The following is a 12441-nucleotide window of genomic DNA, read 5'->3' as shown; positions in this document are numbered from 1 at the left end:
ATTTATGCCGCCCTGGGTCAGGTATATCGCATACACCAGGGGCGCATTAATGCGCCCCCTACAGATTGTGCAACCGCAGGGGCGGCATTTATGCCGCCCAGGGTCAGGTATCGTGCAATTACAGGGGCGGCATTCATGCCGCCCTGGGTCGGGTATCGTGCATTTGCAGGGGCGGCATTCATGCCGCCCAGGGTCAGGTATCGTACAATTGCAGGGGCGGCATTTATGCCGCCCTGGGTCAGGTATCGTACAATTGTAGGGGCGGCATTTATGCCGCCCTGGGTCAGGTATATCGCATCAACCAGGAACGCATAAATGCGCCCCCTACAGGTCGTACAACCGCAGGGGCGGCATAAATGCCGCCCCTGGGTGAGATGTATCGTGCCGCCCTGGATACTGCGGGCGGCCGGGATATTATGATGCGCTCAGGATGCGCAGCGATTCGCGGTTAAATGCCGGCAGATCTTCCGGGGTGCGGCTGGTGACCAGCTTGTCATCATCCACAACCACTTCTTTATCGTAAAAATCGGCACCCGCGTTACGCAGATCGATCGCAATCGCTTTCACACAGGTCATCTTGCGGCCGCGCACGCCGTTGGCGCTGATCAGCAGCTGCGGACCGTGGCAAATAGCGAAAATTGGTTTGCCGCTGGCAACAAACTCTTTGGTGAAATTGACAAAGCGATCGTCACCGCGCAGTGCGTCGGGGGAGTGGCCGCCCGGCAGCAGCAGTGCATCAAATTCTGCTGCACTGACGTGATCGATATCTTTATCAATCTTCACTTCCGCTTTGCCCTGTTTACCTTTTACCGTTTTTCCTGCCTGCATCTCAATGGTGACCACTTCATGGCCCGCCTGGGTGTAAGCATCCGCTGGTGAGGTAAATTCAGAATCCTCAAAATCATCGGTGATCAGAACCGCTATTTTCTTGCCCATCTTCTCTTCTCCATGTGGTTCACGAACGCAGGGTTCGTTGCATGAGTGACCTGACAAGTCTGGACGCTATTGGGTGAAACGCAAGCCCGACGGCGTAATGTCTTCCGCGGGCGGCGGCTGGCGTAACCACCAGATCTTTTGATTACGACTGCCGCGCCACTGCAGCCGTGCATCCTTTTCAGCCTCAACAAAGCGGCCATCAATCAGCACATCGATAGCGTCGAGTATCACCCGCTGAGCGGCAGAAAGCTCAGCCAGCTCATAGCCGGTCCAGAGCCAGATATCTTTACCGGGGCAGTCACGCCGCACGCGACGCACCAGCCGGCGAATATGCGGTACGTTGTGCGGATGCAGCGGATCGCCCCCGCTGAGCGATAAGCCCTGACGCGGTACGCGGGTATCGCTGAGATCGGCAATCAGCTGTTCTTCCATCTGCAGCGTAAAGGGTGTGCCCGTGTCGGTGCGCCAGGTGCGCGGGTTATAGCAGCCCCGGCACCGATGCTCGCACCCCGCGACAAACAGCGTGCAGCGCGTGCCCGGTCCGTTCACCACGTCAATGTCATAATAGCCATGGATACGCATCATTTCGGCAGCCTGCCACTCATGTGCTTCACGCGTCGCTGCACCTCCTGCTGTTTACCGGCATTGAAGGGACGGGCGTCGGGGCTGCCAAGATAACCGCAGACGCGGCGCGTGACGGAAACCCGGGCGGGGTCGCGATTGCCGCAGGCGGGACAGGTAAAGCCTTTGCTGGTGCAGCTGAACTCGCCGCTGAAGCCGCAGGCGTAGCACTCATCGATCGGCGTATTGGTGCCGTAATAGGGCACGCGGTGATAGCTGTAGTCCCAGACGTCTTCCAGCGCTTTTAGATTGTGCTGCAGGCTGGGATATTCGCCGTAACAGATAAAGCCGCCGCTGCTGATCGCCGGATAGGGCGCTTCAAAATCAATTTTGTCGTACGGATTCACCTTCTTCTCTACATCGAGGTGGAAGCTGTTGGTGTAGTAGCCTTTATCTGTCACGCCCGGAACCACACCAAATTCCGCTGCATCGAGGCGACAGAAGCGATCGCACAGGTTTTCGCTCGGCGTGCTGTAGAGGCTAAAGCCGTAGCCGCTCTCCGCTTTCCACGCGCTGGCCGCTGCGCGCAGGCGGGAAACAATCGCCACGCCTTTTGCCTGCAGTGCGGGCGAATCGTAAGGGTGCTGCGCATTACCGCTCAGCGCATTCAGCGTCTCATGCAGACCAATAAAGCCAAGCGAAACCGACGCGCGTCCGTTGCGGAACAGAACGCCAATCTCTTCATCCGCCTGCAGCCGTATGCCGCACGCTCCCTCCATGTAGAGAATCGGCGCCACGCGCGCTTTGGTGCGTTCAAGACGCGCAATACGCGTCATCAGGGCCTGCTTTGTCAGCGCCAGCCGCTTATCGAGCAGTTGCCAGAAGCGAGCGTCATCTCCCTGCGCCTCCAGCGCAATGCGCGGCAGATTGATCGTCACCACGCCGAGGTTGCAGCGCCCGTCATGAACCGGTTCTCCCTGCATGTCATAGCGGTCGAGAAAGCTGCGGCAGCCCATCGGCGTTTTAAATGAGCCGGTCACCGCCACAACCTGATCATAATTGAGGATGTCGGGATACATGCGTTTAGCGGCGCAGCGCAGCGCCAGCTGTTTAATATCGTAATTTATGTCGCCCGGTCGCCGATTAATCCCTTCGCGGATGGCAAAAACCAGCTTGGGAAATACTGCCGTTTTATGGTTTTTACCCAGCCCGGCGATGCGGTTGTGCAGAATCGCCCGCTGGATCATGCGCGCAGCTTCGCAGGTGCCAAGCCCGAAGCCAAAGGTCACAAACGGGGTCTGGCCGTTGGCGGTGTGCAGCGTATTAACTTCATATTCCAGCGACTGAAACGCGTCAAAGCACTCTTTTTCAGTGCGTTCCCGGGCATACTCCTCCGCGCGGGCGATCTGCCACGCCGCTGCGACCTGCCGATGCTTCGCCATGCTTAATTCCACAAACGGCGCCAGCACTTCATCAATGCGGTTAAGCGTCGTGCCGCCATAAATATGGCTGGCGACCTGCGCGATGATCTGCGCGGTGACGGCGGTGGCAGTGGCGATCGATTTCGGCGGCTCGATCTCCGCATTGCCCATTTTGAAGCCCCGGGTCAGCATGCCGCGCAGGTCGACCAGCATGCAGTTGAACATCGGGAAAAAGGGGGCGTAATCGAGATCGTGATAGTGGATCTCGCCGCGCTCATGCGCCTGGGCCACCGCACGCGGCAGCAGATGCTGCTGCGCATAATGTTTTGCCACGATGCCCGCCAGCAGGTCGCGCTGGGTCGGGATGACGTTACTGTCTTTGTTCGCATTCTCATGCAGCAGCGCGGTGTCGGTCTGCTCCACCAGCCCCCTGATCGCGTGATGAAGCCGGCTGCGCTGCTCGCGCGCCCGATCCCGGTCGTGGCGATACTCAATCCATGCGCGCGCCACCGCCGGTTTACCGGCATGCATCAGCACCTCTTCCGCCGCCAGCTGGATCTCATGGATATCGACTTCCGCGCGCGCGGCCAGCTGCTGACCAATCTGCTCAGCCAGCGCCCGGCACCAGGCGGGATCGTACTGCGCCACTGCCTCTGCCGCCGCCGCAATGGCCTGTTCAATACGCTGTATATCAAAGGGGACTCTGCAGCCGTCGCGTTTTATAACCGTCGTCGCCATTCACCACTCCTGAGCTATATATAGATATTTCAGCTAGTGTAATGACTATATGTTGTGTCCGGGCGGGATTAATTGCGTATGGCTTGATACGCCGCAAGGAAGTGGTGAGTCCCCCCTCCCGGCCGGGAGAGGGGCAGGGGATCAGCGACGTACGGCGATCGCTTCAATCTCAATTTTGACATCTTTAGGCAGGCGGGCGACCTCCACGCAGGAGCGCGCCGGGAAGCTGGCCTGATGCTCAGTAAAAAACGCCTCGTAAGTAGCGTTAACCGTGGCGAAGTCGTTGAGATCTTTGACAAAGACCGTGGTTTTGACAATGTCGCCAACCTGCAGACCGGCTGCTTCAACAATCGCCTTTACATTCTCCAGCGACTGGCGCGCCTGGGCTGCCACGTCATCGGCGACCGCGCCGGTTGCCGGATCGACCGGGATCTGTCCGGAGGTGATAATCATGCTGCCGAGATCCACGCCCTGCACATAGGGACCGATAGCGGCGGGAGCCTGTTCCGTACTGATTTCGCGAGACATCGTTTCTCCTCAGAAGTGCGCGGCCAGCGGGACGCCCGCCGCGTAAGCAAGGGTTCCCATTATAGGGAGCGGTCAGATGATTACCAGTGACCCAGCACCACATGGCGGGCAAACGACTTCTCACAATATTTACACTGCAGGTGGATATCATCTTCACGCTGCTTTACCGCAAAGCTGGAAAAAACCGGCTCGCTGCGGCTGATACAGTTGCTGTTCGGGCAGGTCAGCACCTGCTCAATGCGCGCCGGCAGCGTTGGGGTAATTTTGGCGACTACCTCATACTCTTCGATACGGTTTACCGTGGCGTGCGGCGCGTAAAACGCCAGCTGATTGATCTGATCCTCAGTAAGAAAAGTGTTCTCGATTTTGATCAGATCTTTACGTCCCATCTCGCCGGAAGGAAGGTTAAGGCCGATGGTAATGCGCTGATCGGTTTCCGTCAGGCGGAACAGCGACAGCAGCGTAAATCCCGTCTGGGCGGGAATATGATCGATTACCGTGCCGCGTTTAATCGCTTCTACCTGCAGTTTATTATCCTGGGTCATGATCGTCGGCTCCTTAGTCTGTCAGTTCGCTATTCAGTACCAGCGCCAGAAGCGCCTGGCGGGCAAAAATGCCGTTACCTGCCTGCTGGAAATACCAGGCGTGGGGCGTGCTGTCGACGTCGGTGGCGATCTCATCCACGCGCGGCAGCGGATGCAGCACCTTCATATTGCCGCGCGCGCCGTGCAGATCGGCGGCGCGCAGAATGAACTGTGCCTTAACGTTGGCGTACTCTGACGGATCGAGACGCTCTTTCTGAACACGTGTCATATAAAGAATGTCGAGTTCAGGCAGCACCTCTTCAATGCTGTCATGCCGCGTCCAGACGATGTTCTGTTCATCCAGCATATCGGTGATATAGGCAGGCATGGCGAGCGCAGACGGGGCGATAAAGTAGAAACGGTTGCCGGTGAATTTCGCCAGCGCCTGCGTAAGCGAGTGCACGGTGCGGCCATATTTCAGATCGCCGACCATCGCGACGCTGAGATTATCCAGCCGCCCCTGCGTTTCACGAATGGTAAAGAGATCGAGCAGGGTTTGCGTCGGGTGCTGATTCGCACCATCGCCGGCGTTGAGGATCGGTACGCCGCCGGAAAATTCCGTGGCCAGACGCGCCGCACCCTCCTGCGGATGGCGCATCACGATAGCGTCAACGTAGGTGCCGATGACGGAAATGGTGTCGGCCAGCGTTTCGCCTTTTTTGCCCAGCGAGGTATTACCGCCGTCGGCGAACCCGACCACCGATGCGCCCAGGCGATGCATCGCCGTCTCAAACGAGAGGCGGGTCCGGGTAGAGGCTTCGAAAAAACAGCTGGCAATCACATTATGCTTCAGCAGCTCAGGCTGCGGCTGCGCCTTAAGCCGGGCAGCGGTGTGCAGCACCAGCTCCAGTTCATCGCGATTGAGATCGTTGATGGAAATGATGTGTTTGCGATATAGCGGGTTAGCCATAGCTTTCTCCTCAGTGCTGCCGGATAGCGGACAAAAAAAAGCCCCTTTACAGGGGCTTTATTACGATCGGTGAATAGCGGAAAGAAACAGCGGTGCCGCCTGCGTTCAGGCGGACGGGAGCGGCAAAATGTGGCTGGCGCTGTGGCATATTTCCTCCGGCAAATTGTGGCGCATTATACGCATTCGCGGGCGGGCAGCAAGCGCTAAGTAAACGTTTGCCTGGCGTTAATCAGCGCTGAGCCAGCGTAGCCACCATCACCGCTTTGATGGTGTGCATGCGGTTTTCCGCCTGATCGAATACGACGCTGTGCGCCGACTCAAATACCTCGTCGCTGACTTCCATTCCCTCTTCCAGCCCGTACTGCGCCGCCAGCTGCTGGCCCAGCGTGGTTTTGTCATCGTGAAAAGCGGGCAGGCAGTGCAGAAACTTCACCTGCGGATTACCGGTCAGCGCCAGCATCGCGCTGTTAACCTGATAGGGGCGCAGCAGAGCGATACGCTCTTCCCACACCGATTTCGCCTCGCCCATTGAGACCCAGACGTCAGTATAGATAAAGTCTGCGCCCTGTACGCCTTCGGCGATATTCTCCGTCAGCGTAATTTTGCCGCCGGTTTGCGCCGCCGCGGCCCGGCACGTCTCCACCAGCCCGCTTTCCGGCCAGCACGCTTCAGGCGCTACCAGACGCAAATCGAGCCCCGTCAGCGCGGCGGCCTCCAGCATGCTGTTGCCCATGTTATTGCGCGCGTCGCCCACATACACCAGCGTCATGTCGCTCAGCGCTTTACCCGGCAGCTGCTCCTGCATCGTAAGCAGATCGGCCAGCAGCTGCGTAGGGTGAAACTCATCGGTCAGACCGTTCCACACCGGCACACCGGCGTGTTCAGCCAGGGTTTCCACCAATGCCTGACCATAGCCGCGATACTGAATACCGTCATAGAAGCGTCCCAGCACCCGGGCGGTGTCTTTCATCGACTCTTTATGACCAATCTGACTGCCGCCTGGCCCGAGATAGGTCACGTTTGCACCCTGATCGTAAGCGGCAACTTCGAAAGAGCATCGGGTACGGGTCGAGTCTTTTTCGAAGATGAGCGCAATATTTTTGCCGGTAAGGTAGCGCGGTTCACTGCCGCTTTTTTTGGCCTGCTTCAATTCAGCGGCCAGCGACAGCAGGCTGGCGATCTCTGCCGGAGTAAAATCCAGCAACCGCAGGAAATGTTTCGAATATAACTGGCTCATGCTTTGCTCCGTAAGCTGCTTAATAATGAATTAAAATTCAATTTAATGGTATGAATATTCATTTTCAAGCCCGGCGCAAATAAACTTTCTGTTTTGTGTAGTGGCGCGCGAGGCAGTATGGGAAAATAATTGCATTCACTGCCACCATTTTGAGGACTCACCCATGGCATACGAAGCATTGCTGGAAGAACAGCGCGAAGAGACGCGTCTGATCATCGAAGAGCTGCTGGATGACGGAAGCGATCCGGACGCGCTCTACACCATTGAACATCATCTCTCCTGCAACAACTTCGACTCGCTGGAAAAAGCGGCAGTTGATGCGTTTAAGCTGGGCTATGAAGTCACCGAGCCGGAAGAGCTGGAGCTGGAAGATGGCACTACGGTAATGTGTGTGGATATCCTCAGCGAATCCGCGCTGAAACCTGAACTGATCGATGCGCAGGTTGAGCAGCTGGTGAACCTGGTGGGCAAATATAACGTCGATTATGACGGCTGGGGCACCTACTTCGAAGATCCCAACGCGGAAGATGACGAAGACGAAGATGAAGAGATGGATGATGACGGCGAGGATAACGGCGTCCGTCACTGATCGTACCGGGCGGCGCACGCTGCCCGTTTTACTTACCTGCCCGTAAAGACCACCGATGAATTACGCCCCGCTATTAGCACCTATTCACCAGTTCCTGCACTGCCGCACGCCTGAGGCGTGGATCGCAGAGGCGCGCAAGCCGGAAAACCTCACGCTGCTGCTGACCGATCACATGGTATGTGAGCTGAAAGCGGCGCAGACCGCCGTATGGCTGATCCGTAAATATGTGGCGGATAAACCGAGCGGCGAGGCGATTCTGGCGTGGCTCGAACCTTATGAGGCGTTTGTCTTTGGCGAAGCGCACAGCAGCGACTTCATCAATGCGCATAAAAACCTGACCAAAAGCGTTATCGTGCGCAACGAACTGCCGTGGGCGGATGAGATGGTGGAGAAGATGGTGCTGCTGATCAAAGAGGAGCTGCACCACTTTTATCAGGTATGGGAGATCATGCAGGCGCGCGGTCTGATTTACCGCAAAATCACCGCCAGCCGCTACGCAAAAGGGCTGCTGCGGGAGGTCACCACCCATGAGCCCGATACGCTGGTGGATAAACTGATTTGCGGCGCCTATATTGAAGCGCGCTCCTGCGAACGGTTTGCCAGCCTGGCACCACATCTTGATGCGCAGCTGGAGAAGTTCTATATCTCGCTGCTGCGTTCAGAAGCGCGTCACTATCAGGACTACCTGGCGCTGGCAGCGCAGATCTCACCGCGCGATATTACACCGCGCGTGCAGGCGATCGGCGCAGCGGAAGCGCGCCTGATCGGCGAGCCGGATACGGAACTGCGCTTTCACAGCGGCGTGCCCGCGTTCTGAGTGCGGGCATTTACGCCAGCGCTTTAAGCATCCGCACTTCGCAATCCACGTGACCGGTACAGCCCATGGCGCGGTCAATGTGCGTAAATCCCAGCGCTTCATAAAGCGCAATCGCCCGCGTCAGGCTGGCGGTGGTCTCCAGATAGCAGCGGCGGAACCCCTGCGCCTGCGCAAACGCCAGCGCGCGCAGCGCCAGTTCACGCGCCAGGCCGAGCCCGCGCACCTGCGGCAGAAAATACATCTTCTGGAGTTCGCAGATATCGGGCGCGCTGCACGCCAGCGGCGCAATGCCGCCGCCGCCCACGACGCTGCCTTCCAGCTCCACGATCCAGTAGGCGCTACCTGGGACGCTGTAGAGTTCAAACAGGCTATCAAGCTGAGGATCGGCGACGGTATAGCCTTTATCCGCGGTCAGGCCAAACTCGGCTGACACCGTGCGGATCACCTGTGCAATCGGCAGGTTGTCCGCGGCGCAGATCGGGCGGACCTGCAGATTCAGTGAGGTGAGGGTGCTCATGGCAGAATTCCGGTGATAAAAAAGCCGGGCAGAGCCCGGCTTCGGTTAACGAACAGGTCTTAAGCGATTACAATGCCGCAATCACGCCCTGCTGTTCAATCAGTTTTGCTTTTGACTGCTCCATCTCCGCCACGCGCTCGCGCTCTTTCGCGACTACCGCTTCCGGAGCACGCGACACAAAGCCTTCGTTCGCCAGCTTGGTCTGGATCTTCTCAATCTCAACATCCAGCTTCAGCAGCTCTTTTGCCAGACGCTCCAGCTCCGCCTCTTTGTTGACCAGATCGGCCATCGGGATCAGCAGCTCTGCGCCCTCGACGATTTTCGTCACAGAGACCGGACCTTTGTCGCCCGCCGGCAGGATCGTCAGGCTCGCGAGACGCGCCAGACGGGAGAGGAAGTTGCGGTTCTCTTCCACGCGACGCTGTGCATCAGCGGAGCAGTCGCGCAGCAGCACATCCAGCGGCTTGCTCGGCGCAATGTTCATCTCAGCACGAATATTACGCACTGCCACAATCGCCTGCTTCATCCACTCGATATCAGCCTGCGCTGCTGTATCCTCATTCGCCACCTCATACTGCGGGAACGGCTGCAGCATAATGGTGTCGTGATCGATGTTTTTCAGCACTTTTACGCGCTGCCAGATAGTTTCCGTAATAAACGGAATAATCGGGTGTGCCAGACGCAGCAGGGCTTCCAGCACCGTTACCAGCGTGTTGCGCGTGCCGCGCAGCTCCGCTTCGCTGCCGCTGTTCATCACCGGCTTGGTCAGCTCCAGATACCAGTCGCAGAACTGGTTCCAGGTGAAGTCATACAGAATATTGGCCGCGATATCGAAGCGATAGCTGTCCAGCGCCTCACGGTATGCTTTCACCGTGCGGTTAAACTCGCTCAGGATCCAGCGATCCGCCAGCGACAGCTTCAGTTCGCCACCCTGCTGGCCGCAATCCTGCTCTTCGGTATTCATCAGCACAAAGCGGCTGGCGTTCCACAGCTTATTACAGAAGTTGCGATAGCCTTCAAGACGCTTCATATCCCAGTTGATATCGCGCCCGGTTGAGGCCAGCGCGGCCAGCGTAAAGCGCAGGGCGTCAGTGCCTGATGGCACGATGCCGTCCGGGAACTGCTTCTCGGTACGCTTGCGGATTTTTTCCGCCAGCTGCGGCTGCATCATGTTGCCGGTACGTTTCTCCAGCAGCGCTTCCAGCGAAATCCCATCAACCATATCGAGCGGATCGATGACGTTGCCTTTCGACTTCGACATCTTTTGTCCCTCTTCATCGCGGATCAGACCGGTCATATAGACGGTCTTAAACGGCACCTGCGGCTTGCCGTTTTCATCTTTGATGAAGTGCATGGTCAGCATGATCATGCGCGCGATCCAGAAGAAGATAATGTCGAAGCCGCTCACCAGCACGCTGGTGGGGTGGAAGGTGCGCAGCGCTTCGGTGTTCTCCGGCCAGCCAAGGGTAGAGAAGGTCCACAGGCCGGAGGAGAACCAGGTGTCCAGCACGTCATCATCCTGACGCAGCGCCACGTCTGCAGCCAGGTTATTTTCCTGACGCACTTCTTCTTCGGTGCGGCCGACATAGACGTTGCCGTCGTTGTCATACCACGCCGGAATGCGATGCCCCCACCAGAGCTGGCGTGAAATACACCAGTCCTGAATATCGCGCATCCAGGAGAAGTACATATTTTCATACTGCTTCGGTACAAACTGGATGTCGCCGTTCTCTACCGCTTCTACCGCGACTTTCGCCAGCGGGGCGGTACGCACGTACCACTGATCGGTCAGCATCGGCTCAATCACCACGCCGCCGCGATCGCCGTACGGCACCGTCAGGTCGTGTGGCTTGATCTCATCCAGCAGGCCCGCTTCATCCACGGCAGCGACAATCGCTTTACGCGCGGCAAAGCGCTCCATACCCTGAAACGCCGCCGGGATTTCATCGGAGCAGGCGGTGCTCGCTTCACCGTTGGTGTCAAACACCTCGGCACGGCTGCGGATATCGCCGTCAAAGGTCAGAATGTTGATCATCGGCAGCTTGTGACGACGACCCACTTCATAGTCGTTGAAATCGTGCGCCGGGGTGATCTTCACGCAGCCGGTGCCTTTTTCCATATCGGCGTGCTCATCACCCACGATCGGAATGCGACGATCTACCAGCGGCAGGATCAGCTCTTTGCCGATCAGATCTTTATAGCGTGGATCTTCCGGATTGACGGCAACGCCGGTATCGCCCAGCAGGGTTTCCGGACGGGTGGTGGCGACAACCAGATAATCTTTGCCGTCTGCCGTGGTCGCGCCATCCGCCAGCGGATAGCGGATATGCCACATCGAGCCTTTGCTTTCGCGGTTTTCTACTTCCAGATCGGAGATAGCGGTGCGCAGTTTAGGGTCCCAGTTTACCAGGCGTTTGCCACGGTAGATCAGGTTCTCTTTATAAAGGCGCACAAAGACTTCTTTCACCGCATTTGAGAGGCCGTCATCCATGGTGAAGCGCTCGCGCTCCCAGTCCACAGAGTTGCCGAGGCGGCGCATCTGGCGGGTAATGGTGCCGCCTGATTCCGCTTTCCACTCCCAGATTTTATCGATAAAGGCGTCACGACCATAATCCTGGCGCGTTTTCCCCTCTTCGGCGGCGATCTTACGCTCCACAACCATCTGCGTTGCGATACCGGCATGGTCAGTGCCCGCCTGCCACAGGGTATTTTTACCCTGCATGCGCTGGTAGCGGATCATGGTATCCATAATGGTCTGCTGGAAGGCGTGACCCATATGCAAGCTGCCGGTGACGTTCGGCGGCGGGATCATGATGCAAAAGCTTTCCTGGCTGGTGTCGCCATTAGGTTTAAAGTAGCCCTGCTGTTCCCAGTGCTCGTAGAGCGGCTGCTCGATATCTTGCGGGTTATATGTCTTGTCCATTTCTGCTATGTCGTTTGCGGCGGGGGTGGTGGCGCCGTTTTCAGTTGGAAACCAACGCTACGATAGGCTTTATAGCGATCGCGCGCCGGTTGTTTCAGGGATTCTTCATACGGTACGAAGTCTATCACTTCATGGAAAGCGGTGGCAAAATCTGCGAATGCCGGCAGCAGGCTGATCAGCAAATCGCGCGGCGCACTGCTGCGGCGCTGCGGCCAGGCAAGCTCTACCGGCGCACCGTAGCGCGGGCCTTCACCCGCCAGATTATGCGGCACAAAGGCGTTAGCCGGGCGCTGCCAGAGCGCCTCATCCAGCCGGTTCGCCTGCGCTTCGCTTTCACAGGCGATCAGGATACGTTTGCCTTCACGCCAGCGGGTAGCAGCCAGATCGCACACCAGCGCTTCAATAGCGCTAAGGCCATCACTGGCGCTTTCTGACTCTAAAACATAGAAGGTGGCGTTTTTCATGGCGGGCTCAATTCCATCAGTAACAACAGAGAGCATTGTGCGTCAGCGCGCGGCGTGCGTCCAACATTAAGGCCGATATCAGCAGCAGAGATGTTGTTAATGGCGTCATCACGGGAAAAAACGCCGCCACAGGGGGCGCATTTATGCGCCCCTGGTCAAACACCGCACCGTATTGAACGTCATCACGTCCCGTACGCGTATCAACCCGGGCGCCAT

General features: G+C 57.8%; 13 protein-coding genes. 2 read left to right on the top strand and 11 right to left on the bottom strand.

The genetic code is table 11. From position 1 onward, the window contains the following. Positions 1–414: 414 nt before the first annotated feature. The 7 genes from F3I15_RS18030 to argF all read right to left on the bottom strand — a co-directional run bounded on the left by F3I15_RS18030 (position 415) and on the right by argF (position 6915). Positions 415–936 carry a type 1 glutamine amidotransferase domain-containing protein gene (locus F3I15_RS18030; RefSeq protein WP_039382303.1) on the bottom strand — a complete coding sequence of 174 codons (522 nt, stop codon included), beginning with the start codon at positions 934–936 and terminating at the stop codon, positions 415–417. Between the two features lie 66 nt (positions 937–1002). After that, on the bottom strand, positions 1003–1521 hold the full coding sequence (gene nrdG / locus F3I15_RS18025) for an anaerobic ribonucleoside-triphosphate reductase-activating protein (protein WP_150018817.1): 519 nt from the start codon (positions 1519–1521) through the stop codon (positions 1003–1005). Beyond that, positions 1518–3656: an anaerobic ribonucleoside-triphosphate reductase gene (nrdD, locus tag F3I15_RS18020; RefSeq protein ID WP_150018815.1), complete on the bottom strand. Its 2139-nt coding sequence runs from the start codon at positions 3654–3656 to the stop codon at positions 1518–1520. Before nrdD ends, nrdG begins: the two co-directional genes overlap by 4 nt. Before the next feature lie 141 nt (positions 3657–3797). Next, positions 3798–4184 carry a 2-iminobutanoate/2-iminopropanoate deaminase gene (ridA, locus tag F3I15_RS18015; protein WP_039382308.1) on the bottom strand — a complete coding sequence of 129 codons (387 nt, stop codon included), beginning with the start codon at positions 4182–4184 and terminating at the stop codon, positions 3798–3800. An 80-nt stretch (positions 4185–4264) separates the two neighbouring features. Next, entirely contained in the window at positions 4265–4729 is a 465-nt protein-coding gene (gene pyrI / locus F3I15_RS18010) for an aspartate carbamoyltransferase regulatory subunit (RefSeq protein WP_094110682.1), read from the bottom strand. A 13-nt stretch (positions 4730–4742) separates the two neighbouring features. Next, the gene (gene pyrB, locus F3I15_RS18005; protein WP_039382311.1) at positions 4743–5678 is read right to left on the bottom strand and encodes an aspartate carbamoyltransferase; all 936 of its coding nucleotides are present in this window, start codon (positions 5676–5678) and stop codon (positions 4743–4745) included. Between the two features lie 229 nt (positions 5679–5907). After that, positions 5908–6915 carry an ornithine carbamoyltransferase gene (gene argF, locus F3I15_RS18000; RefSeq protein ID WP_150018813.1) on the bottom strand — a complete coding sequence of 336 codons (1008 nt, stop codon included), beginning with the start codon at positions 6913–6915 and terminating at the stop codon, positions 5908–5910. A gap of 163 nt (positions 6916–7078) precedes the next feature. Here argF and rraB point away from each other — a divergent pair, with 163 nt between their 5' ends. Together rraB and F3I15_RS17990 are read left to right on the top strand one after the other, a co-directional pair. Beyond that, positions 7079–7504 carry a ribonuclease E inhibitor RraB gene (gene rraB, locus F3I15_RS17995; protein ID WP_039382316.1) on the top strand — a complete coding sequence of 142 codons (426 nt, stop codon included), beginning with the start codon at positions 7079–7081 and terminating at the stop codon, positions 7502–7504. A gap of 55 nt (positions 7505–7559) precedes the next feature. Beyond that, a complete protein-coding gene (locus tag F3I15_RS17990; protein WP_039382319.1) occupies positions 7560–8321 on the top strand; it encodes a tRNA-(ms[2]io[6]A)-hydroxylase in 762 nt (253 codons plus the stop codon). Between the two features lie 10 nt (positions 8322–8331). Here the strand turns inward: F3I15_RS17990 and F3I15_RS17985 are convergent, their stop codons facing one another. The 4 genes from F3I15_RS17985 to F3I15_RS18390 all read right to left on the bottom strand — a co-directional run. Then, complete coding sequence (locus tag F3I15_RS17985) at positions 8332–8838, bottom strand: GNAT family N-acetyltransferase (RefSeq protein WP_150018811.1); 507 nt, start codon at positions 8836–8838, stop codon at positions 8332–8334. A 67-nt stretch (positions 8839–8905) separates the two neighbouring features. After that, complete coding sequence (locus tag F3I15_RS17980; RefSeq protein ID WP_150018809.1) at positions 8906–11761, bottom strand: valine--tRNA ligase; 2856 nt, start codon at positions 11759–11761, stop codon at positions 8906–8908. A gap of 5 nt (positions 11762–11766) precedes the next feature. Further along, positions 11767–12225 carry a DNA polymerase III subunit chi gene (locus F3I15_RS17975; protein WP_039382327.1) on the bottom strand — a complete coding sequence of 153 codons (459 nt, stop codon included), beginning with the start codon at positions 12223–12225 and terminating at the stop codon, positions 11767–11769. 16 nt (positions 12226–12241) lie between these two features. Further along, positions 12242–12441 (bottom strand): hypothetical protein (locus F3I15_RS18390; protein ID WP_223810733.1); only part of this gene is annotated, 200 nt, incomplete at its 5' end.

Source organism: Pantoea sp. M_9 (assembly GCF_008631385.1).
Classification (GTDB): Bacteria; Pseudomonadota; Gammaproteobacteria; order Enterobacterales; family Enterobacteriaceae; genus Pantoea; species Pantoea eucrina.
This window is presented reverse-complemented; position numbering and strand designations above follow the sequence as displayed.

Coding starts and splice junctions, on each gene's coding strand:
- F3I15_RS18030 (WP_039382303.1), bottom strand. CDS start 936: ATGGGCAAGAAAATAGCGGTTCTGATCACCGATGATTTTGAGGATTCT.
- nrdG (WP_150018817.1), bottom strand. CDS start 1,521: ATGATGCGTATCCATGGCTATTATGACATTGACGTGGTGAACGGACCG.
- nrdD (WP_150018815.1), bottom strand. CDS start 3,656: ATGGCGACGACGGTTATAAAACGCGACGGCTGCAGAGTCCCCTTTGAT.
- ridA (WP_039382308.1), bottom strand. CDS start 4,184: ATGTCTCGCGAAATCAGTACGGAACAGGCTCCCGCCGCTATCGGTCCC.
- pyrI (WP_094110682.1), bottom strand. CDS start 4,729: ATGACCCAGGATAATAAACTGCAGGTAGAAGCGATTAAACGCGGCACG.
- pyrB (WP_039382311.1), bottom strand. CDS start 5,678: ATGGCTAACCCGCTATATCGCAAACACATCATTTCCATCAACGATCTC.
- argF (WP_150018813.1), bottom strand. CDS start 6,915: ATGAGCCAGTTATATTCGAAACATTTCCTGCGGTTGCTGGATTTTACT.
- rraB (WP_039382316.1), top strand. CDS start 7,079: ATGGCATACGAAGCATTGCTGGAAGAACAGCGCGAAGAGACGCGTCTG.
- F3I15_RS17990 (WP_039382319.1), top strand. CDS start 7,560: ATGAATTACGCCCCGCTATTAGCACCTATTCACCAGTTCCTGCACTGC.
- F3I15_RS17985 (WP_150018811.1), bottom strand. CDS start 8,838: ATGAGCACCCTCACCTCACTGAATCTGCAGGTCCGCCCGATCTGCGCC.
- F3I15_RS17980 (WP_150018809.1), bottom strand. CDS start 11,761: ATGGACAAGACATATAACCCGCAAGATATCGAGCAGCCGCTCTACGAG.
- F3I15_RS17975 (WP_039382327.1), bottom strand. CDS start 12,225: ATGAAAAACGCCACCTTCTATGTTTTAGAGTCAGAAAGCGCCAGTGAT.